Source organism: Microbulbifer aestuariivivens, assembly GCF_039545115.1.
Lineage (GTDB): Bacteria > Pseudomonadota > Gammaproteobacteria > Pseudomonadales > Cellvibrionaceae > Microbulbifer > Microbulbifer aestuariivivens.
In genome coordinates this window covers 212,868-234,173 of sequence record NZ_BAABRT010000001.1, presented here as the reverse complement: position 1 = coordinate 234,173, position 21,306 = coordinate 212,868, and the positions used below count along the sequence as shown (strand labels likewise).

General features: G+C 57.1%; 20 protein-coding genes. 19 read left to right on the top strand and 1 reads right to left on the bottom strand.

Annotated features, from left to right (window positions below):
* Nucleotides 1-10 precede the first annotated feature (10 nt).
* From fabG to ABEA58_RS00850, 17 genes are all read left to right on the top strand, one after another.
* The gene (gene fabG, locus ABEA58_RS00930) at nucleotides 11-766 is read left to right on the top strand and encodes a 3-oxoacyl-ACP reductase FabG (protein WP_345547945.1); all 756 of its coding nucleotides are present in this window, start codon (nucleotides 11-13) and stop codon (nucleotides 764-766) included.
* 224 nt (nucleotides 767-990) lie between these two features.
* Nucleotides 991-1,227: an acyl carrier protein gene (acpP, locus tag ABEA58_RS00925; protein ID WP_067080870.1), complete on the top strand. Its 237-nt coding sequence runs from the start codon at nucleotides 991-993 to the stop codon at nucleotides 1,225-1,227.
* Between the two features lie 204 nt (nucleotides 1,228-1,431).
* A complete protein-coding gene (gene fabF / locus ABEA58_RS00920) occupies nucleotides 1,432-2,673 on the top strand; it encodes a beta-ketoacyl-ACP synthase II (RefSeq protein WP_345547938.1) in 1,242 nt (413 codons plus the stop codon).
* A gap of 49 nt (nucleotides 2,674-2,722) precedes the next feature.
* A complete protein-coding gene (locus ABEA58_RS00915; protein ID WP_345547937.1) occupies nucleotides 2,723-3,511 on the top strand; it encodes an aminotransferase class IV in 789 nt (262 codons plus the stop codon).
* Nucleotides 3,512-3,528: 17 nt separating this feature from the next.
* The gene (gene mltG / locus ABEA58_RS00910) at nucleotides 3,529-4,572 is read left to right on the top strand and encodes an endolytic transglycosylase MltG (RefSeq protein WP_345547935.1); all 1,044 of its coding nucleotides are present in this window, start codon (nucleotides 3,529-3,531) and stop codon (nucleotides 4,570-4,572) included.
* A gap of 2 nt (nucleotides 4,573-4,574) precedes the next feature.
* Nucleotides 4,575-5,198, top strand: a complete 624-nt coding sequence (gene tmk, locus ABEA58_RS00905; protein WP_345547934.1) for a dTMP kinase — start codon at nucleotides 4,575-4,577, stop codon at nucleotides 5,196-5,198.
* Between the two features lie 69 nt (nucleotides 5,199-5,267).
* Nucleotides 5,268-6,290, top strand: a complete 1,023-nt coding sequence (locus ABEA58_RS00900) for a DNA polymerase III subunit delta' (protein WP_345547932.1) — start codon at nucleotides 5,268-5,270, stop codon at nucleotides 6,288-6,290.
* 344 nt (nucleotides 6,291-6,634) lie between these two features.
* Nucleotides 6,635-6,988, top strand: a complete 354-nt coding sequence (locus ABEA58_RS00895; RefSeq protein ID WP_345547930.1) for a PilZ domain-containing protein — start codon at nucleotides 6,635-6,637, stop codon at nucleotides 6,986-6,988.
* Nucleotides 6,989-7,083: 95 nt separating this feature from the next.
* Nucleotides 7,084-7,854, top strand: coding sequence for a TatD family hydrolase (locus ABEA58_RS00890; protein WP_345547928.1), 771 nt, complete (start codon nucleotides 7,084-7,086; stop codon nucleotides 7,852-7,854).
* Nucleotides 7,855-7,873: 19 nt separating this feature from the next.
* Entirely contained in the window at nucleotides 7,874-8,500 is a 627-nt protein-coding gene (locus ABEA58_RS00885) for a dUTP diphosphatase (protein WP_345547926.1), read from the top strand.
* Nucleotides 8,501-8,622: 122 nt separating this feature from the next.
* The gene (locus ABEA58_RS00880; protein ID WP_345547924.1) at nucleotides 8,623-9,603 is read left to right on the top strand and encodes a malate dehydrogenase; all 981 of its coding nucleotides are present in this window, start codon (nucleotides 8,623-8,625) and stop codon (nucleotides 9,601-9,603) included.
* 302 nt (nucleotides 9,604-9,905) lie between these two features.
* A complete protein-coding gene (locus ABEA58_RS00875) occupies nucleotides 9,906-10,496 on the top strand; it encodes a DUF2244 domain-containing protein (RefSeq protein WP_345547922.1) in 591 nt (196 codons plus the stop codon).
* A gap of 353 nt (nucleotides 10,497-10,849) precedes the next feature.
* Nucleotides 10,850-11,326 carry a thioredoxin-dependent thiol peroxidase gene (bcp, locus tag ABEA58_RS00870; protein WP_345548056.1) on the top strand — a complete coding sequence of 159 codons (477 nt, stop codon included), beginning with the start codon at nucleotides 10,850-10,852 and terminating at the stop codon, nucleotides 11,324-11,326.
* A gap of 389 nt (nucleotides 11,327-11,715) precedes the next feature.
* Entirely contained in the window at nucleotides 11,716-12,162 is a 447-nt protein-coding gene (locus ABEA58_RS00865) for a helix-turn-helix domain-containing protein (RefSeq protein WP_345547920.1), read from the top strand.
* A gap of 105 nt (nucleotides 12,163-12,267) precedes the next feature.
* Nucleotides 12,268-12,600, top strand: a complete 333-nt coding sequence (gene yajC, locus ABEA58_RS00860; protein WP_345547918.1) for a preprotein translocase subunit YajC — start codon at nucleotides 12,268-12,270, stop codon at nucleotides 12,598-12,600.
* Between the two features lie 105 nt (nucleotides 12,601-12,705).
* Nucleotides 12,706-13,716 carry a 1-aminocyclopropane-1-carboxylate deaminase/D-cysteine desulfhydrase gene (locus ABEA58_RS00855; RefSeq protein ID WP_345547916.1) on the top strand — a complete coding sequence of 337 codons (1,011 nt, stop codon included), beginning with the start codon at nucleotides 12,706-12,708 and terminating at the stop codon, nucleotides 13,714-13,716.
* Between the two features lie 111 nt (nucleotides 13,717-13,827).
* On the top strand, nucleotides 13,828-15,486 hold the full coding sequence (locus ABEA58_RS00850; RefSeq protein WP_345547915.1) for an alanine/glycine:cation symporter family protein: 1,659 nt from the start codon (nucleotides 13,828-13,830) through the stop codon (nucleotides 15,484-15,486).
* A 357-nt stretch (nucleotides 15,487-15,843) separates the two neighbouring features.
* Here ABEA58_RS00850 and ABEA58_RS00845 read toward each other — a convergent pair whose 3' ends face one another.
* Nucleotides 15,844-17,178: a glutamine synthetase family protein gene (locus ABEA58_RS00845; RefSeq protein WP_345547913.1), complete on the bottom strand. Its 1,335-nt coding sequence runs from the start codon at nucleotides 17,176-17,178 to the stop codon at nucleotides 15,844-15,846.
* Nucleotides 17,179-17,436: 258 nt separating this feature from the next.
* Between ABEA58_RS00845 and ABEA58_RS00840 the strand changes: the two genes are divergently transcribed.
* Both ABEA58_RS00840 and ABEA58_RS00835 read left to right on the top strand, forming a co-directional pair.
* Nucleotides 17,437-18,744: an NAD(P)/FAD-dependent oxidoreductase gene (locus ABEA58_RS00840; RefSeq protein WP_345547912.1), complete on the top strand. Its 1,308-nt coding sequence runs from the start codon at nucleotides 17,437-17,439 to the stop codon at nucleotides 18,742-18,744.
* Between the two features lie 164 nt (nucleotides 18,745-18,908).
* Nucleotides 18,909-21,269, top strand: coding sequence for a TonB-dependent receptor (locus ABEA58_RS00835; protein WP_345547910.1), 2,361 nt, complete (start codon nucleotides 18,909-18,911; stop codon nucleotides 21,267-21,269).
* The last annotated feature ends 37 nt before the right edge of the window (nucleotides 21,270-21,306 follow it).

Here is a 21,306-nt window from a genome sequence, read left to right as displayed (position 1 = left end):
GGGAGAAACAATGACGATGATGACCTCTTTGAAAGGCCGTGTAGCGCTGGTAACCGGCGCCAGCCGCGGTATTGGTGCCGCCATTGCCGATATGCTGGGCGAGCAGGGTGCCACGGTAATTGGTACCGCTACCAGCGAATCCGGTGCGGAAAAAATCACTCAGCGTTTTGCTGAGAAGGGTATTGCCGGTAGTGGTCGAGTGCTGGATGTGACCAGTGCCGAAAGCCTTGCGGACCTGCTGGGCGCGGTGAAAGGTGAGTTCGGTGCGCCAACCATCCTGGTCAACAATGCCGGCATCACCAAGGATAACCTGCTGATGCGCATGAAAGACGACGAGTGGGCATCGGTCCTTGAGACCAACCTGACCGCCGTTTATCGCGTGAGCAAAGCCTGCCTGCGGGATATGACCAAGGCGCGCTGGGGCCGCATTATTAATATCAGCTCGGTGGTAGGCAGCATGGGTAATGCGGGCCAAGCCAACTATGCGGCCACCAAAGCCGGTGTTGCCGGCTTCAGCCGCTCGCTGGCGGCAGAGATCGGCTCCCGTGGCATTACTGTCAATACGGTGGCTCCGGGCTTTATCGATACGGATATGACCAAGGTACTGCCGGAAGAGCAGCGTGAAGCCCTTATGGGCAAGATTCCCCTTGGCCGCCTCGGCGCGCCGGAGGAAATCGCCTCTGTTGTTGCTTTTTTGGCCAGCGATGCGGGCGGCTATGTCACCGGTGAGACCATTCATGTAAATGGTGGCATGTATATGGCTTGAGCCTCTCCCCGGAAAGGTTGCCTAAGTCATTGATGAGTAAGGTTTTTTAAGAGTTGCAGATGGCCGTGTGAGGCGATGCATTACATCCCGAAAAAATCAGGGTACAATGCCGCCTCGCATTATCCAGAAGCTGTGTGAGCCGGTCGTTAATTTTTTTGTCAAAAACATTAAGAAAGCATTGGCGACCAAAACAGATTTTTATCCACTAGGAGTTAAATTGAATCATGAGCAGCATTGAAGAGCGCGTAAAAAAGATCGTTGCTGAACAGCTGGGCGTTAAGGAAGAAGATGTAAAGCCTGAAGCCTCATTTGTTGAAGATCTTGGCGCTGACTCTCTCGACACAGTTGAGTTGGTAATGGCTCTCGAAGAGGAATTCGAAACCGAAATTCCCGATGAAGAAGCTGAAAAAATTACAACTGTCCAGCTGGCCATTGATTACATCAAGGAAAACCTTGGTTAATCCCCGCTGGGAAGTTCAGGCTGCGGGTTGATATATCGGATATAGCACCCGCAACCGAGTGTACTGCGAGAGCCGTCCTATGTTACATAGAACGGCTTTCGTTTTATTGGCGCCAAGCGAAAATTACTGCACTATGGCGCAAGGCCCGGCTCTGCCGGTAGTTATTATTGGTGTAGTGCATTGTAGATATTCGGGGGAAGACGAGTGTCGCGTAGAAGAGTAGTCGTTACCGGAATGGGAATGGTGAGCCCGCTGGGGAACACTGTAGAGGAGACCTGGTCCGGAATCCTCGCTGGCACCAGTGGTGCCGCGCCAATCGAATCGTTTGATGTGTCCGCTTTTTCCACGCGTTTTGCGGCCACGGTGAAGGGGTTTGACCCCACGCCGTATATGGCAGCCAAAGAAGCCCGCAAAATGGACATGTTCCTGCAGTATGGGATGGTGGCTGCCATTCAGGCGGTGGAAGACAGTGCGCTGCAGGTCACCGATGAAAATGCGCCCCGTGTCGGTGCCTGCATTGGTTCCGGCATGGGTGGTATTGCCGCGATCGAAGAGAATGCGATGCTGATCGCGGAAAAAGGCCCTCGCCGGGTGTCGCCGTTTTTTGTCCCCGGGGCCATTATCAATATGGTTTCCGGCAATATCTCGATCAAGTACGGTATGAAGGGCCCCAATCTCTCCACGACTACCGCCTGTACCACCGGTACCCATGCCATTGGCCTGGGTCTGCGCACTATCCAGTATGGCGATGCCGATGTGATGGTCTGCGGCGGTGCTGAAATGGTCACTACACCGGTTGGGCTGGGCGGCTTCTGTGCTGCTCGGGCACTCTCTACCCGCAACGATGATCCGCAAGCGGCCAGCCGTCCTTGGGACCGGGATCGGGATGGTTTCGTGCTGGGGGAGGGGGCTGCAGTGCTCGTTCTCGAGGAGTATGAACACGCGAAAGCCCGCGGCGCCAAGATTCTTGCCGAACTGAGCGGTTTCGGCATGAGCGGCGATGCCTACCATATGACTTCACCGCCAGAAAACGGCGCTGGCGCTGCGCTGTCGATGCGCAACGCCCTCAAGGATGCGCAGCTAGGGTCTGATGGTATCCAGTACATCAATGCGCACGGGACCTCGACCCCGCTCGGCGACAAGGCGGAAATCCAGGCTGTGCGTTCCGTGTTTGGAGCTGACCTGGAGGGGCTTGCAGTGAGTTCAACCAAGTCCATGACCGGCCATCTGCTGGGAGCGGCTGGTGCCATTGAGGCGATTTTCTCGGTGTTGGCGATTCGCGATCAGGTGGCGCCGCCCACCATCAACCTTGAAAATCCCGATGAAGCCTGTGCCGATGTCAACCTGGTGCCCGGTGAGGCCCAGAAGCGGACCATTGATGCCGTGCTGTCCAATTCTTTTGGCTTTGGTGGCACCAACGGCTCGCTGATCTTCAAGCGCGTCTGATCTGCAGTGCCCGCCTTTATGGGCGGGCGCTCTTTCCAGGTCCTTGCGCATGGATTTCCCCCTGTTGTTTGTTCGTGGCCAGAGTGTCCCGGTTCTTCTCCCGGATGCCGTGATAGATTCTGGCCCCACCCCCGGCCTCTTGGAAACCATGCGCGGAGCTGCCGGCAGGGTGCCCCTCTGGCCTTACCACCGTGCCCGTCTTTTACGCGCCGGGCGGGTGGCGGCGGCATTGCTGGAGGAGATCGAGTCTTTCCTCTCGGCGATTCTGCCCTCTCTCAACGAGCGCTGCCTGCGCCTGCGCCTGCGCTTGGGGCACCTGCAGTTTGACGAGCCCCCTCACTGGGATCTCTCTATCGAACCCTTGTCTGCACCTGTAGCCATGGATAACGGCATTACCCTGCATCTTTGCCAGACACGGTTGCCGAAAATGGATGGCCCCAATCCGGGCTGCAAAGAACTGGCTCGCTCGAGATATAATCGCGCCATGAGCGAGCTGCCAGTCAGCGACCTGCTGCACGATGGACTGTTGCTGGACGAGCAAGGTGATCTGGTGGAGACCTTGCGCTGCAATCTATTGCTCCGGTTCGCCGGGCGCTGGCACACGCCAGATTTGTCCCGCTGTGGTGTGCGGGGGGTGATGCGTGACTGGCTGGCCGAGCGAACCCCCATTGATGAGTGCCCTCTCAATCTCACTTCCCTGACATCTGCAGAGGAGGTGGCGGTCTGCAACAGTGTCAGGGGGGTGCTGCCAGTGCGCGCTCTTGCGGGTATAAAGGTCTGGCACCCGGGGCCGCAGGTTAAACATTTACAGAATTTGGTGGCTGAAGAGTTGTGGTAGAGAAGAAAAAAACCAAAGTGAATAAGCTCGGCAGGAAATTCCTGTTCGGAGGCTTGTTGTTATTTGTTGTCGCTACTGCTGTGGCCTTTATCGCCGTGCAAAAAAGTCTGCTTCAGCCACTTTCCGTTGAGGACGGCGGCCTGCGCTTCCAGGTGGAGAGCGGGGGCAACCTGTCGCGGGTTTTAAGGGATCTTGAGCAGCAAGGTGCTGTGAAATTGCCTCGTCTGGTACTGCTTTATGCCTATTGGCGCGAGCAGACAGCGATCCATGCCGGTGAGTATCTATTGCCGCAGGGCACCAATGCGATGGATCTGGTGGATCGCCTCCACCGTGGCGATGTGACCCGCTACCGCGTGACCCTCGTTGAGGGCTGGACCGCGCGCGAGGCTCTGGAGCAGATCCGCGCTGGGCGCAATATCGTGCAGACTGACGCTGGCAAGTCCATTGAGGCGGCAGCTGCCGCCTTGGGACTGGAGGCGACGAATCTCGAGGGCTGGATATTCCCGGATACCTATATTTACCGTTCGGGCACTACGGATATCGAACTGATGAAACAGGCCCATGAACGGATGCGCAATGTGCTCAACGAGGAATGGCAGCAGCGCAGCGAGCCGCTACCGTTCGATACGCCCGAGGAGGCGCTGGTTCTCGCCTCGCTGATTGAAAAGGAGACCGGTCAGCCTTCTGAACGCGATGAAATCGCCGGTGTGTTCGTACGCCGTCTCCGCAAAGGGATGCGGCTGCAGACGGACCCGACCGTGATTTATGGGCTTGGTGAGGGCTTTGACGGCAATCTTCGCCGCCATCACCTGCGTCAGGCCACTCCCTACAACACCTATGTGATCAAGGGGTTGCCGCCAACCCCGATAGCATTGCCGGGGCGCGAGGCGATTCGCGCAGCACTCAACCCCAAGGACGGCGATACGCTCTATTTTGTCGCCAAAGGCAATGGTTATCACCATTTCTCCGCGACTCTGGATGAGCACAACCGTGCGGTCAGGGAATACCAGTTGAAGCGCCGTGCGGATTACCGCTCCAGCCCCGCCGGAGGCAGAGAGTGAGTATGGCGCGGGGAAGATTTATTACTCTCGAGGGCGGGGAGGGCGTCGGCAAGTCCACTAATCTGCTTTTCATCACCGATTGGATGCGCTCCCGCGGTATCGAGTTTGTGCAGACCCGAGAGCCCGGTGGCACCCCCCTGGCGGAGCAGTTACGAGCCCTGCTGCTGGAACATCGCGAGGAAACGGTAGATCCAACGGCGGAGCTGCTGATGGTTTTTGCCGCCCGCGCCCAGCACCTGGCCGAGGTCATCCGTCCGGCACTGGCTCGTGGGGCCTGGGTCATCTGTGATCGTTTTACCGATGCCACCTACGCCTATCAGGGTGGCGGACGCGGCCTGGATCTCAGCCTCATTGCACAGCTGGAGCAGACCGTTCAGGGGCCACTGAGGCCCGATCGAGTGCTGCTACTGGATCTCGACCCCGCGCAGGGGCTCGCCAGGGCGGCGACCACCGGTGCCGCGGATCGGTTTGAGAGTGAGAGACTCGACTTTTTCCAAAAAGTCCGCGAAGCCTATCTGGCAAGGGCTGACGCAGATCCGGGTCGCTATGCGGTACTCGATGCGGCGCGCCCTCTTGCGGAGGTTCAGCAGCGCCTCGAGGTTGAACTGCAAAGCCTGCTCGGCTAGCGCCGGGCCAACCATATTTTTCAGTGCTGCCAATGGCAGTATTTTGCAACCCATAGGGCATTCAGTCTCGTGTCACAATCTGATCCTCTGCACGCTGCCATTCCTTCGCCACTGCCCTGGCAGCGCGAGGCGTGGACTCGCCTCGGCGGCCAGTGGCATGCCGGGCGCTGCCCTCATGCGCTGCTTCTGAGTGGCCAGCCGGGGCTGGGTAAGCGGCGCTTTGCCGAGGCGTTCGTGGCGATGGTGCTCTGTGATGCGCCCCGCCAGGGGCTCGCCTGTGGAGACTGCCGGGGTTGCAAGCTCTGGCGAGCCGGATCGCACCCGGACTTTCTGCGCGTTCAGCCGGAGAAGGACGGCGGGCCGCTGAAGGTGGAACAGATTCGTCAGCTCGGCGGCTTTGTCGGGCGAACCAGCGGCAGGGAGGGGGCCAGGGTGGTATGGCTGGCTCCGGCCGAGGCGATGAATGTCAATGCGGCCAACGCCTTGCTAAAGAACCTCGAAGAACCCGCATCGTCGGTTATTTTTCTGCTGATCAGTGATGCCCCCTCGGGTCTGTTGCCTACCATTCGCAGCCGCTGCCAGACGGTGGCGTTTCCGGCGCCCAGTGAAGAGTCCGCATTGCAGTGGCTGAAAGATGGCGGCTTGCAGGGCAGTGCCGCGCGCAGTGCCCTCACTGTAGCGGGCGGGGCGCCGCTCAGGGCGCTGGCTCTGGCGGAACCGGAATCCCTCGAGCTGCGGCAGCAGTTTCTCGCCGATCTCGCGCAGCTCTCGCAGGGGAGCAGCTCAGCGGTGACCCTGGCCGGGCGATGGGAGTCGCCGGGGGAGGGCTGTGACTTAACCGAACTGCTGCTGTACTGGCAGCAGTGGGTGGTACAGCTGCTTAAGGCCCGCAGCAGCGATACCGGGGTGGATGAGCAGGTTGGTGTCTTCCTGCAGAGATTACCCGGCGAGGGTGGGGAGGCGGTCAGGCCGTTATTTCTTTTCTACGACCAGCTGCTCCAGGCCCGCCAGGCCCTGTCCAGTGGTGCCAACCCGAACCGGCGCCTGCTGATCGAGGAGTTGTTAATACGCTGGTCACGGCTCTATCGGTGAGTCACCAGTGATCTCTGGCAGTCAGTCAGCTCTGGCAGTTCTGTGTCTGTGTCACTACAGAAGTCGCTATAAGAAGTGCTACAGAAGCCGCTATGCAAGTCGCTATAGCTATAGAGAGCGCGAGGTTGGCTTTCAGCTCAGCAGCCTGTGGCGATCGCGAGTACCTGAAGAGTACCTGAAGAGTATCTGAAGAGTGCCTGAAGAGTACCTCAAGGGCACCTCAAGTGCTGATGGCTACGCTGGCTTGCTGGCATGGTGACAGCTCAAGACCTGAAGTCCGCATCTGGACACGGTCTCTGCGCTCGGATAACTTAACGGCAATAACAAAACAACGAGGTCAGGCCATGAAAGGCATGGGGGGCGGAGCCCGAAACGGTATCCTATCGCTGAAGATTCAGGACAAGTCCGTGCTGTACGCGGCCTATATGCCGTTTGTGAAGAATGGTGGTCTTTTCATCAGCACTGACAAGGCCTATAACCTCGGTGACGAGGTGTTTCTCCTGCTCAGCCTGATGGACGAGCCTGACAAAGTGCCGATAGCCGGCAAAGTGGTCTGGATCACGCCCGCTGGAGCTCAGGGCAACCGCACACCGGGCATCGGCGTCCAGTTCGGCGATAAGGACAATATCGCCCAGGCCAAGATCGAGACTCTCCTGGCTGGCTCCCTGGAGTCCAGCCGGCCGACGCATACGCTGTAATTCTCTCCTGAAATTGAGGTAACCAAGTGTCATCTGATTCCAGCCAGCCGCAAGCTGACGTCCCATCGGCAGCAGGCGATAGGCCTCCGCAGCTTGTGGATTCTCACTGTCACCTGGACCGTTTAAAGCTGGATCAGTTTGATGGCGACCTGGATGCTGCCCTGGACTTCGCCAGGGGCCGGGGAGTCAGCAAGTTCCTGTGTGTGGGAATCAGTCTCGACAATGTGGATAGCGTTGTCTCCATTGCCGCCCGGCATAGCGATGTTGTCTGTTCCGTTGGGGTACACCCACTGGACGTGGATTCCGGCCTGGCGGATGTCGAAAAACTGCTGACTCTCGCCGATATGCCGGGAGTGGTTGCCCTCGGGGAAACCGGGCTCGATTACTACTACAGCACCGACTCCCGCGAAGTGCAGCAGCGGAGCTTTATCGCCCACCTGCAGGCCGCAGCCACAGCCGGTCTGCCGGTGATTGTGCATACCCGGGATGCCCGTGCAGACACCATCGACCTGATCCGTGCCCATGGCAGCCGAGAGCATGCCGGCGTGCTGCACTGCTTTACCGAGAGCTGGGAAATGGCCAAGGCTGCGCTGGACCTCAACTATTACATCTCGCTCTCCGGTATCGTCACCTTTAAAAACGCGCAGGAGCTGCGTGACGTGGCGAGTAAATTGCCTTTGGATCGGCTGCTGGTGGAAACCGATTCCCCCTATCTTGCCCCGGTGCCATACCGGGGCAAGCCGAACATTCCGGCCTACGTGCGCGAGGTGGCGGAGTTTATAGCCGAGCTGCGAGGCATCCCCTACGGGCAGCTCGCCGAAATCACAACTGAAAATTTCTATCGACTTTTCCCCCGCGCGAAGTGATGCGCGCACAGGTGTTCCCATGATGAAACAACAATTGCAGGTGATGCTGCAGCTGCAGGATGAGATTAACTCCGTGGTCAACAGCGACTGGCGCGGACAGCAGTTCCCCTGGTATCGCGCCATCTGGGTGGAGAGTGCCGAGCTGCTGGATCATTACGGCTGGAAGTGGTGGAAGAAGCAGAGCCCTGAAATGGACCAGGTCAAGCTGGAGCTGGTGGATATCTGGCATTTCGGCCTCAGTCTTGAGCTTCAGCATGGTGCTCCCGCTGCTGTTGCCGAGCGTATGCTGGCAGAGCTTGATACTGTGCCCCCGGCAGCCGGAGATTTCCGCGAGCACCTGGAGGCCTTCACACTGAACACGCTGGCAAGCCGCAGCTTCGACCTCGGCGGTTTTGCCCAGCTTATGGCCGATGTGGAGCTGAATTTTGCCGAGCTTTACCAGCGTTATGTAGGCAAGAATGTGCTCAACCGCTTCCGGCAGGATAACGGCTACAAAGATGGCAGCTATGTAAAAAACTGGCAGGGGCGGGAAGACAACGAACATCTGGCCGAACTTTCCCGCGCACTGGACAGTGCCGCCGCGGATTACAGCGAGCAACTGTATCTGGCACTTGAGGCACGATATCGGTCGATGGCAGTGGCCTGACAGCCCGACCAGCCCGGGTTTCCGCGTGTTCCCGGGCCTGTCTTCCGCACCACAAGACGCTAGGTGAAATTTGCCCGTAAGTCTCTATAATGCAGGCCGCTCACTAACTAGGGAGAACTAAAGTGAAAGCACCTGTTCGAGTTGCTGTTACCGGCGCCGCCGGCCAGATCAGTTATTCTCTGCTGTTTCGAATCGCATCTGGTGAGATGCTGGGTAAAGATCAGCCGGTTATCCTGCAGCTGCTGGAGATTACCCCGGCGCTGGAAGCTCTGAAAGGCGTGGCTATGGAGCTGGAGGACTGTGCCTTCCCGCTGCTCGCCGGAATCGTTCAGAGTGATGACGCCACTGTCGCATTCAAGGATGCGGATTATGCGTTGCTGGTTGGCGCCCGTCCTCGTGGCCCGGGCATGGAGCGTAAGGATCTGCTGGAAGCCAACGCGGCTATTTTCTCCGCGCAGGGCAAAGCTCTGAACGATGTCGCCTCCCGCGATGTGAAAGTCCTGGTAGTGGGCAACCCGGCCAATACCAACGCACTGATCGCCCAGCGCAATGCGCCGGACCTGGATCCCCGCAACTTCACCGCCATGACTCGCCTCGACCACAATCGTGCCCTGTCTCAGCTGGCCAACAAGACCGACTCCTCCGTCAATGACATTACCCACATGACCATTTGGGGTAACCACTCTTCCACCCAGTACCCAGACCTGCACCAGGTTAAGGTTAAGGGCGAAAGCGCGATGGGTAAGGTGGAGCAGGACTGGTACGAGAACGACTTTATCCCAACCGTGCAGCAGCGCGGAGCGGCAATCATCAAGGCTCGCGGTGCTTCTTCCGCTGCCTCTGCCGCTAATGCCGCCATTGACCATATGCGCGATTGGGCGCTGGGCACCGCCGAAGGTGACTGGACCAGCATGGCTGTATACAGCGACGGCTCCTATGGCATTCAGGAAGGTTTGATCTACTCCTTCCCTTGCACCTGCAAGGGTGGGGATTGGACCATCGTTCAGGGCGTGGACATCAATGACTTCTCCCGTGAGAAGATGGCCGCGACCGAGAAGGAACTGGCAGAAGAACGCGATGCGGTAGCTCACCTGCTGCCATAAGCGAAGTTCGCTGAAGCCGATGAAAACCCGCGCCTGCCGCGGGTTTTTTTATATCTGAAACCCCCGAGTTGTGCAGGCTGCCCCTGTATTACTCGCCCGTCTGGCGCTAAGCCTGGCCATAGACTGCAGCAGTTATCAGTATTCCGGCTTTCAATTAGGCGCTTTCAGCCCGGGCTCCCAGATAGGAGCCGTAGTTGGGAAAAGGCAGGAGTGGACCTAAGGGGGGGGGTAGGGAAGGGTAACGCCGATGCTCGGTTATGCCGCCCGGTCGTGCCTTGAGGAGGCGCCTCTCAAAAAACCCGGTGGCGCAATTTTTAACCAGCCTTGTGCCTGTCTACAATGAAGAAACCAGTCCACCGGGTTGCACTGTTATGGTTACCGAAGTCGGCCGCGTATCCCGCAAGAATGCCTGCATCCTGCTTGCTCCAAACCAGTCACTTTCGCTATCCGGGAATTTGTGGGTGTTTGTATCCCTGGTTGCTGTATCTCTGGGTATCAGTATCGCCTTCGCTTTCGCTGGTGCCTGGATGGTGTTGCCGTTTGCTGGTCTTGAGGTGCTGTTGCTTGGCATTCTCCTGGCTTATGTGTACATGCAGGGTACCCGGCGGGAGGTCATCCGTATCAGCGGTGAGCGCGTAGTACTGGACTGTTGCCGTGGCCACCGCCAGGAGAGCTTTTACCATCGCGAGTTCGCTCGCGACAGCCTTTCTGTGTTGGTGCGGATGGGCAGCAGTGCCACAGAACCCGCCTCTGTATGCCTCACCGGGCCTGAGGGTTGTTTGGAAGTTGGTGGTTTTCTGACCGATGGCGAGCGTGCCGCGCTGGTGCGGAAGCTTGGCGACTGTGGAATTATTGCGCGCCGTGAAGCCGGCTATAAGGTTCAGGATTTTTAGCCCGGTTCGTACAGGGCCAGCGTCTGCTTCGAATACCGGGGGCTGCAAGGGATTTTTCAGGGCGTTCCAGAGCTTCTTAGAGCTTCCCAGGGCGTAAAGTGAGCGAAGTTACCCTGAACAAGGGAAGCGGCTCAATAAGGAGGCTTTTAGGGCGAGGTTTAACTTATTTTTTAGCGTTAGCGTTAGCGATAGAGTTAGTTGTTAGCCTTTGTCCTTAGTCCGCATGTGCACTGCTTTTGGCTGCGATTCTGCGGGGTATTGATAAGCGCAGCAATGGTAACGGTAATAGCAATATCGAATACAGATCGGCAGAATGCCGGCCTTACGCATTAAAGTATCCAGAGGGGGTAATCATGTCATTTCCGAAGATTGGCAATCTCGCGCCGGCTTTCACGCTGACTAACCAGAAAGGTGAAAAAGTCAGCCTGAAAGAGTTTCGCGGCAGCAAAAATGTTGTGCTGTATTTCTATCCCAAGGCCTTAACCCCCGGTTGCACAACCCAGGCCTGTGGTATTCGCGATGCCGCCAAGGAATTCTCAGAACTCGATACCGTGGTTCTCGGGGTTAGCCCTGACCCCGAGGCCAAGCTGCAGAAGTTTATCGACAAGTATGAGCTGAATTTTGACCTTTTGTCCGATGAAGGTCACAAGATCGCCGACAAGTATGGTTGTTGGGGACTGAAGAAGTTCATGGGGCGCGAGTTCATGGGGTTGCTGCGCACGACTTTTATCATCGACAAGGAGGGGCGCCTGCGGCATATCATCGACAAGGTGAAGACCAAAACACACCATGATGATGTCTTGAACTGGATAGGTGAGAACCTGTCCTGATGCGGATAGTGCGCTATAGCGGCCTCATGGCCGCTTCGATGCGTTCAATGCAGCAGCTTCCATTTTTTGACGCGCTAGTCATTTTTCTGTCAAAATCCAAAAAAAATTTGCTGTCGTCCCTTGCATTATCGAATCTTAGTCTATACTCGGTGGTGTGAAGGAAAGGTGCGCCGATACAGAGTTGTATCCTCAGGGACGTGGTCGGCGTTATTTGTTTGAAAATCATACAGCTCTGTAGCAAGCATTCTATGTCGGTATTCGGTGTATCCCGGCACCCGGGTAGTAGCCCGCTCTACAAGAAGTAAACGGGGCAGGTTGAGGAAAAGGGGTTCGCAGGAAGCGGACAAAGAATAACAACTGCGGCTCATGGAACTTAAAAGGAGCAGCTCATGAACCAGATTCAGCCAGATCAGGATTCCCTCAAGGAAGATAAGCCTCTTCAGCAGGCGAGGCTCTCCGGCGATCCAAACATTCTTAACCAGTTGCTCGCGCCACCGGAAGCAACCAGTTTCGGCATCGCTGCGCGAGTAATCGATGTGCTAGAGCAGAGAATCGGCAAGGCGTCACTGGCCATTCGCCCGGTGGCATCGGACCTGAGTATGTCGACGCGCACACTGCAGCGTCGCTTACAGGAGCACAACCTCAGCTTCGCAGCTCTGCGGGACCACGTGCGCTTTCGTCACGCGGTGCACTTCCTCAAAGACACAGCCCTCAGCGTTGATGGCATCTCGCGTATCCTCGATTTTTCGGATCGCACCAGCTTCACCAGCGCCTTCAAGCGCTGGACCGGTATGTCTCCAACCGGTTATCGCCGGCAGGTACGTCAGCGCTTTTAATCTGAGGGGGCCGGTGCTGTAGTTCGCCGGCCCCATAGATTGCCTACGCCCTTTAAACCCGTTAGAGTTGGCCCCAATTTATTGGCTGACTTCTTGAGGTTTTGCATGAACTTTTTCATTCCCGCCGCAGTAGCACAGGAAGCCGCGCCGGCCCCTCAGGGTAACCCGATGGTTACACTGATAATGTTTGCCGGCCTGTTTGCTTTCATGTGGTTTTTCATTATTCGCCCGCAGCGTAAGCGTCAAAAAGAGCACCAGGAGCTGGTCGGCGCTCTGAAGAAGGGCGATGAGGTGGTGATGACCAGTGGAATGCTGGGCCGCATCGAAAAGGTGGATGACGATTACATCGTCCTTGAGGTGGCGGACAACACCCAGTTGCGTTTCCAGAAGGTCGCCGTGCACGCAATCCTTCCCAAGGGAACCATTAAAAAGATCTGATCAGGATCTGAGCAACCGGTAAGACCGGAAGCAGAGAAACCCGGCGACAGCCGGGTTTTTTATGTGCCATGAAATGACGGGCCTCTACTCCAAAAGGGAATCACGATGCCGATTGACTACCCCAGCAGAATCCCTCTCGCGAGACTGCCGACACCGCTGCAGCCACTTGATCGCCTTACGGAGAAATATTCCACCCCCCATGGGGGGCCGAGGCTGTGGGTAAAACGGGACGATCTCACCGAGTCGGGGATGTCGGGCAACAAGCTTCGCAAGCTGGAGTTTATTGCCGGGGCCGCACGCGAAGGGGGCTGCGACACGCTGATCACCTGTGGTGGCATTCAATCCAATCATTGTCGCACCACGGCGCTGGTGGGTGCCCGGCTGGGCATGCGCGTGCAGCTTATCCTGCGTGGCGAGCACAGTGGCACTTCTGACGGCAACCTGCTGGTCGATCAGCTCGCGGGCGCCTCCTGTGCATTTTACTCCCCGCGGGAGTACTTTTCGCGACAGGCTGAACTATTTGACTACTGGCGGGATTTTTACCAACAAAGGGGCCACCGCGCACTTTGTATCCCCACGGGGGCAAGCGATGGGCTCGGCATCTGGGGCTATATTTCCGGTGCCGAAGAATTGCTCGGCGATTGCCGCGAAGCCGGGTTTGAGCCGGGTCAGATTGTCTGTGCTACTGGCAGTGGGGGAACACAGGCTGGCCTGACCCTGGGTTGTTACCTGCTGGGAGCAAGCACTCGGGTCACAGGGTTTGCCGTCTGCGACAGCGCGGAATATTTTCAGGAAAAAGTCCGGCAGGATGTTGCCGAGTGGGCAGATGGCCGTGAGGGTGGCGTGGACCCAGCGGCACTGGACGTCAATGTCAACGCGGACTACATCGGACCGGGTTATGCCATTGCGGAAGAGCCGGTCTACCGCACCATCGCCGAGGTGGCGAACCTGGAGGGGATATTGCTGGACCCCGTCTATACTGGCAAGGCGTTCCATGGATTGCTGCAGGAGTTGCACCGCGGCAGCTACCAGGGTTGCGAAAACCTGGTGTTCGTTCATACCGGCGGGCACTTCGGCCTATTCCCCCATCGCGAGCATTTTGGGTTTCTGCAGTGAGGCTCAGCCTTACTGTTATAAATACCCTGAAGCTGCTAACCTGCGGCGCAAAATTGACAGGATTTTCTGTCTGTAAAACAAGCAAAATGAATAAAGGTAGTGGGGGTCAGCTTGGAATCCTTTAATAACATTCTTTTGTCGCTGGATGGGATGCTGGGGTCTGCCTGGTGGTTTCCCTATCTGCTGTTGGGTGTCGGTGTTTTCTTCACCCTGTACCTGGGCTTCCCGCAGCTGCGATATTTTGGTCATGCCATCAAAATTCTGCAGGGCAAGTATGACAAGCCCGGTGACCCCGGTGATACCTCCCATTTTCAAGCACTCTCTACCGCACTTTCCGGCACCGTCGGAACCGGCAATATCGGCGGTGTTGGCCTGGCAATCTTTCTGGGGGGGCCGGCGGCGCTCTTCTGGATGTGGGTGACAGCCTTCCTGGGCATGACAACCAAGTTTGTCGAGGTGACCCTGTCGCACAAGTACCGCATCAAGGCTGCCGATGGTTACTATGCGGGCGGGCCCATGTTTTATATGGAGCGCCGGCTGAATATGAAGTGGCTGGCGGTGATGTTCGCCATTGCCACCGTGATCTGTTCCTTTGGTACCGGCAGCCTGCCGCAGGTCAACAATATCGCTCAGGCGATGCACGATACTTTCGGCATCAATAAGGCATTGACCGGAGGTGTGCTCGCTATTCTGCTGGGTTTGGTGATTATTGGCGGCATTAGCCGAATTGCCAAGGTGACTTCCACGATCGTGCCAGTGATGGCGGTGATCTATGTTATCGGTGCCCTGGCGGTCATCCTGTATAACTACGAGAATATTATTCCGTCATTTGTGGCCGTTTTCAGTGATGCCTTCAATGGCTCCTCGGCGGTGGGCGGCTTCCTCGGTGCCAGCTTTGCCTATGCGTTTAACCGCGGTGTTAACCGTGGCCTTTTCTCCAATGAGGCAGGTCAGGGTTCAGCCCCGATCGCGCACGCCGCAGCCCGAGCCGATGAGCCGGTTTCAGAAGGTATGGTGTCTCTGCTGGAGCCGTTCATCGACACCATCATCATCTGTACGCTGACAGGCCTGGTGATTCTTTCCTCCGGTGCCTGGACCGAAAAGCACATGAACCGTTTCGAGCGTGCTGACTTGGTCGCGCTCGCTGGGGATTACACCGATGAAAATCCGGAGCACGTTGCTCAGCTGTTCAACTTCCTGAGCGGCGGTGAGAGCAAGATTGAACGCTTTACCGGCACTATTGTTGTTGCTGACGGCCGCGCCCTGAATGAGGATGAATACACCCTGATCAATGCGCGCTCTGTTGCTGAAGATGTCGTATACCGTGTTGCCGGTGATGATTTCAGCGGAACGCTCAAGGTGGTGGATGGTCGATTCCTCAATGAGGATATCAATATCTGGGGCAACTCTCTTGTCCACTCCGTGGCGCTGACCAACATCGCTTTCCAGCGCGGCTTCTTCGGTGATTACGGTAGCCTGATTGTGACGCTGGGCATCCTGATGTTTGCCTTCTCCACGGCAATTGCGTGGTCCTACTATGGTGACCGCTCGATGATCTATCTGTTTGGTCCCAAGTCGGTTATGCCGTACCGGTTGGTCTATGTGGTGGCGTTCTTCTGGGCGGCTATTGAGGACACGACTGTGATCTGGAACCTGTCCGCGGTTGCGATCGTGATTATGACTCTGCCCAACCTCTTTGGTATCACTATCCTCGCTCGTGAAATGAAAGACACGGTGAAGGAATATTGGAGCGATCCCAGCCACAAGTAATCTCCCGGCTGTATGCCGGTGGTTAACCGCCGGCACAGTTTATTGATAAAGCGTTTGGTGAGGTTTTCGAGATTGCCGAGCAATGTGCAGGCCCTGTTCCCAGCTCCATGCTGACCACGCAGGGAAGGGTTTAGTTGGCAACCCGGTTCGCGGGCTGGGTCCTCTCCAACTCTTTGCTCGTGAATGAGCCGGGAGGGCGGACATCCAATTATTGGCAAGGCGCTCGTGTTACCCGGTGAATAGGCCAAGCTGGTGGGATTGATCCCCTGCTTGAAAGAAGTGTCAAAGTACGATCCGCGAAAAATAAAAAAAGGCAGCCAGGGCTGCCTTTTTTATTTTTGAAAAGTTATTTGCCGATCAGACATTCAGCAGCAGGTATTCCCGCTCCCAGGAGCTGATCACGCGGTTGAACTCTTCATACTCATCGCGCTTGATGGCGCTCCATGCGCGTACGAACTTCGCGCCAAACATTTCCTCGGCCTCTTTGCATTCCAGAAGCAGGCTAAGGGCATGCTCCTGTGTGCGCGGCAGGCTGATGGGCTCGGAGGAGCAGTCGCCCTCGTAGGGAGGGGTGGGCTCGATTTCATTGATCATGCCCAGATAGCCGCAGGCGAGGGAGGTGGCAATGGCCAGGTAGGGGTTGCAGTCAGCACCTGGGAAGCGGTTCTCGAGCCGTTTTGCCTGTGGCGAACTGTCCGGCACGCGCAGCCCGGTGGTGCGGTTGTCGTAGCCCCAGTGCAGGCTCGTGGGTGCGGCAATCTCCGGTGTAAAACGCCGGTAGGAATTTACATTGGGCGCAAAGAAGCTGATAAAGCCCGGGGTGTACTTCTGCATGCCGCCGATAAAGTGCTTGAAGCGCTTATTCTCGCGGCCATCTTCATCGACAAAGATGTTTTTGCCAGTCTTGCTGTCAACGATGCTCTGGTGAATATGCAGGGCGCTGCCGGGCTCCTCCTCCATGGGTTTGGCCATGAAAGTGGCATAGATGCCATGCCGCAGTGCGGTCTCGCGCACTGTGCGCTTGAAGGTAAACACCTGGTCGGCAAGCTTGAGAGCGTCACCGTGCAGGAAGTTGATTTCCATCTGCGCAGTGCCGGACTCATGAATCAGGGTGTCTACGTCCAGGCCCTGTGCCTCGGAGAAGTCGTACATGTCCTCGATGATGGCTTCGTACTCGTTGGCCGCATCAATACTGTAGGACTGGCGTGTCTTTTCGGTACGGCCCGAGCGGCCAACCGGTGCGGACAGCTTTTCATCGGGATCCAGATTGCGCTTGATGAGATAGAACTCCACCTCAGGTGCGACAATCGGTGTCCAGCCCATGGCTTCATATTTTGCCAGTACAAACTTGAGAATGTTGCGTGTACTGATAGGGTGGGGCTGGCCATCCCGGGTATAGCAGTCGTGAATGATCTGCGCGGTCGGTTCGTTGGCCCACGGGTTGAGGCGGATGGAGTCCGGGTCGGGTACCAGCAGCATATCGGTATCTGCCGGGTCAACGAGTTCGTTGTGTTCGTCTACATAATCGCCGGTGACAGTCTGAACCAGGATGCTCTCGGGTAGCCGGCTGTCCTGGGTAAGGAACTTGTCGGTGGGGGTAAATTTGCCCCTCGCGTTGCCGGACATATCGGGCACCAGACACTCCACTTCGGAGATGTTATGTTCCGCGAGCCACTTTGTAATCTTGTCCATTTTACACCTTGGTGAAAGGAATCCCCCTTTTGGGGTGTTTGATTATACCTCCGGATCAGAAGGTGCCGTCGCTGCCGCCTTGCGGTGCCGACACCTATTTTTAGTGTGCATTGTGCCCGATCCGGGGGCAATCTAGTGCAGTAACCAGATTGCAGGCTTTGATTATGGCAATAAACCGAATTATTATTCAATTATAAATTGAACTATTATTCGGTTTTTAGGCCGCTATCTGAGCCTAATGCAGTTGGAGAAGAAATAATGAGAAACGACGGTACGGTCAGCAAACTGGTCGGGCACACCGACTCCTATTACGCAGTCAGTGCAAACGCCGCGCCGCTGCATCCCCAGCTTGAGGGCACGGTGGAGGCCGATGTCTGTGTGATTGGGGCCGGTTATACCGGTCTGTCGTCTGCGCTGCATCTGGCGGAGCGCGGCTACAAAGTCGTGGTGCTCGAGGCCGAGCGCGTTGGCTGGGGCGCATCCGGTCGCAATGGTGGCCACGTCGGTGTGGGCCAGCGCAAGGGGCAGGAAGACCTGGAGAAGATGCTGGGGTTCGATACCGCCAAGCAGCTCTGGGATATGGGTGTCGAGGCTGTACAGCTGGTGGAGTCTCTGATTGCAAAGCACGATATCCAGTGCGATCTAAAACGCGGCATCATGCACCTGGCAGCCAAGCGCAGCCATAACGGCGGCCTCGAGCGCGAGGTGGAGATGCTGCGCGAGCGTTATGGCTACGAGCAGATGCGCTATGCGGGTGAGGAGGAAGCCCGCAGTCTGGTGGGTTCCGATCGCTATTACGGCGCACAGATCGATAGCGGCTCCCTGCATCTTCACCCGCTGAACTACGCGCTGGGCCTCGCGGATGCCGCGGCGGCTGCCGGGGTTCAGTTCTACGAGCACAGCCGGGTCACCAGTTATCGCGGCGGTTCGCCCTGCGTGGTTGAAACGGCAAAAGGCCAGGTCAAGGCGGGTAGTGTGGTTCTGGCCTGCAACGGCTACCTGGGCAACCTCGAGCCTCGCATGGCCGGCAAGATCATGCCGATCAACAATTTCGTACTGGCCACCGAGCCATTGTCTGACAGCCTCGCCAAAGAACTGATTGCCAACGACCACGCCCTGCAGGACACTCTGTTCGTAATCGACTATTGGAAGCTGTCTGGAGATAACCGCTTGATCTTTGGTGGTGGCGAGAATTACACATCGCGCTTCCCGCAGGATATTCGCAGCTTTGTCCGCAAGTACATGTTGCGGGTTTACCCTCAGCTGGCGGATACCCGCATCGAATACGGGTGGGGCGGTACGCTGGCTATCACCCTGAATCGTATGCCGCACCTGGGGCGCTTGGAGCCGAATATCTATTACAGCCAGGGATACTCTGGTCACGGGGTGCCGACGGCCACATTTGCTGGTAAATTGATCGCCGAAGTGGTGGCGGGCACTGAAGAGCGCTTTGATGTGCTGGCAAAAATCCCAACGCCGAGCTTCCCTGGTGGCACACTCCTGCGCTGGCCGGGGCTCGTGGCGGGAATGCTCTACTACAGCATCAAGGACAAATTGGGTACCTGATCTGGAGGCAAACCGGTGTCAGGGCAACAGAATCCACTGAACCTTAAAGAGAATTTGAATAATCATTCGGTTTGTGGGATAACAAGGGTGCAAGTTTATCATTGGGTGCTGCCATCAGCGGTATCGGGTGAGCAACCCTGCATAAAAACAACACGGGGACGACCATGCCTGTAAACGAAAAAAACGTGTACACCAAAAAGAACGCCTTGGCCTCGGCTGTGGGTGCCGCAGTTATCGCGGTGAGCGCTGGCGCCAGTGCTGCGCAGATCGAGGAAGTGACGGTTACCGCGCAGATGCGCGCCGAGTCACTCAAGGATGTGCCGATGGCGGTTAGCGCCTTTACTGGTGAGACCATCAAAAACGGCAACATGAGCGACTTCAAGGATCTGTTCGCCCTCACGCCCGGTGTTTCCGGCGAGACCAATGACTCCTTCTTTGACGCCGTTTCTGTTCGCGGCGTCAACAACAATAGTTTCGGCAGCGGCAGCGACCCGGCACTGGGGATTTTCCTCGACGGCGTTTACCAGAGCCGTACCGGTGCTACCCCCAGCATGTACGATCTTGACCGCGTAGAAGTGGTCAAGGGCCCGCAGGGCACTCTGTTCGGTCGCAACACGGCTTCCGGTGCCATCTCCATGACCACCCGCAAGCCTGGCGATACCCTGGCCGGCGATATTTCCGTGGGTGCCGGCCAGTATGGTCGCACCGAGTTTGAAGGCGGGTTGGACTTGCCGCTCACAGAAGACCTCTCTGTGCGCTTTGCCGGCAAGCACTTCCAGGAAGATGGTCATGTAGAGAACCTGTTCGGTGGCCGCGATCTGGGCGCCAGTGAACTGAGCGCCATGCGCATCACCACTGTTTACGATGGCTTTGACAACACCACCGTCACCCTGATGGCCCAGTACGAAGACCGCGTCAGCGATGGCACCATCTATCGCGCTTTCGACAATGATGCAGGTTACAACTACGAAATTCGGGAAGGTGATTACGATCAGGTCTACAACGATCAGATTGGTAAGGACGAATCCGAGATCGGTGATGTAATCCTGACCATTGAGCACGAGCTGGCAAGTGGCGCCACCCTGGCCTCTATCACCGGTTACAAAACGCATAACTACACGTACATCGAAGATTTCGACGGGTCCGAGCATCCCATTGATACCTATGTGCGTGATCAGACCGGCAACTTGTTCAGCCAGGAGTTCCGCCTGACGTCCAACAACTCCGGTCCGTTTAACTACGTGCTGGGCGCCTCCTACTATAATGAGGAAGTCAATGCCGACTTCGCCGGCATCGACAACGAAGACTTTATCTGTGACGGCATTTACGCCGACGAGTATGATGGAGGGCTGGACAGCTTCGTTACCTGTGACGCCTTGCCCCAGGATGTACTGGATGATGCGTTCGGCTTCGAAGGCGATCCCTGGGAGTACGCCCCGGATGGCCTCTCCATTGAGGCTTCAGATACCGTAGGCGAGTATTCCGGCTGGGGTGTGTTTGCCAATACCACTTATGATCTGACTGAATCCACCAGCCTGGGCCTTGGTGTTCGCTACACCGAAGACGAAAAACAGTACAGTGTGGATTCTCCCTGGCCTGACACCTGGACCGGTGGCTGGAACTACCAGTCCATGTACACCAATGGCCCGATTGTGGCGGACAATACCTGGGACAACCTGTCCGGCCGTGCCACTCTGACCCATATCTTCAGTGACGAGCTGACCGCTTACGCCAGTGTTGCCACGGGTTACAAGTCCGGTGGTTTTGACTACCTGTCTTACCACATCACCGATCCGGCCTACGGTACGACGGAAGACAGCCAAGGCGACTGGCTGGACGAGCAGGGCTACGAGGTGGACTCCAGCAATGCCGAGCCTGCCCGCTTCGACGAGGAAACCGTGCTGTCTTACGAGCTGGGCCTGAAAGCTCGCCTGCTGGACAACCGTTTGGCGCTGAACGCGGCCGCTTTCCAGTACACCTACGAAGACCTGCAGCAGGCGTTTTTCGTCGGCGCGGCAGCCATTACCCGCAATGTGGGTGAGTCTCAGGGCCAGGGCCTCGAGCTGGATGCCCGCTGGCTGCTGACCGACAACCTGGACCTGTACCTGGGTATGGCCTGGCTGGATACCGAGTTTTCCGGCGCACCCGTGGAGTTCTGTGAATCCTGCGACGGCAACGAGATGGCGTTTTCGCCGGAATTCTCCTCTGCCGCCGTGCTGACCTACACCCGTTCTACCGGCCTGGGCGAGCTTTCTGTCTCCGGTGAGTACACCTATACAGGTGAGCAGTGGTCCGACCTTGAAAATACCGATGATGTGAAGCTGGATGCGCGCAATGTGGTCAATATGCGTGTGGCTCTCACCGCCCCGAGCGAAAGCTGGACTGCGGGTATCTATGCGGAAAACCTGACTGGCGAGGAGTACTACCACTGGGGTTACTCAGAGGCTCTGTACAATCTGCCGGCCACCAAGACTGATCCGTCCCGCGGGCGGGTGGTTGGTGTCAACCTGGACTACCGTTTCTAAAAATGGTTGCTTCCTGAAAAAAAACCGGTGCCCTGCG

Coding starts and splice junctions, on each gene's coding strand:
- ABEA58_RS00845 (WP_345547913.1), bottom strand. CDS start 17,178: ATGGACAAGATTACAAAGTGGCTCGCGGAACATAACATCTCCGAAGTG.
- ABEA58_RS00835 (WP_345547910.1), top strand. CDS start 18,909: ATGCCTGTAAACGAAAAAAACGTGTACACCAAAAAGAACGCCTTGGCC.
- yajC (WP_345547918.1), top strand. CDS start 12,268: ATGAACTTTTTCATTCCCGCCGCAGTAGCACAGGAAGCCGCGCCGGCC.
- ABEA58_RS00895 (WP_345547930.1), top strand. CDS start 6,635: ATGAAAGGCATGGGGGGCGGAGCCCGAAACGGTATCCTATCGCTGAAG.
- tmk (WP_345547934.1), top strand. CDS start 4,575: ATGGCGCGGGGAAGATTTATTACTCTCGAGGGCGGGGAGGGCGTCGGC.
- ABEA58_RS00840 (WP_345547912.1), top strand. CDS start 17,437: ATGAGAAACGACGGTACGGTCAGCAAACTGGTCGGGCACACCGACTCC.
- ABEA58_RS00865 (WP_345547920.1), top strand. CDS start 11,716: ATGAACCAGATTCAGCCAGATCAGGATTCCCTCAAGGAAGATAAGCCT.
- fabG (WP_345547945.1), top strand. CDS start 11: ATGACGATGATGACCTCTTTGAAAGGCCGTGTAGCGCTGGTAACCGGC.
- ABEA58_RS00885 (WP_345547926.1), top strand. CDS start 7,874: ATGATGAAACAACAATTGCAGGTGATGCTGCAGCTGCAGGATGAGATT.
- acpP (WP_067080870.1), top strand. CDS start 991: ATGAGCAGCATTGAAGAGCGCGTAAAAAAGATCGTTGCTGAACAGCTG.
- bcp (WP_345548056.1), top strand. CDS start 10,850: ATGTCATTTCCGAAGATTGGCAATCTCGCGCCGGCTTTCACGCTGACT.
- ABEA58_RS00915 (WP_345547937.1), top strand. CDS start 2,723: ATGGATTTCCCCCTGTTGTTTGTTCGTGGCCAGAGTGTCCCGGTTCTT.
- ABEA58_RS00855 (WP_345547916.1), top strand. CDS start 12,706: ATGCCGATTGACTACCCCAGCAGAATCCCTCTCGCGAGACTGCCGACA.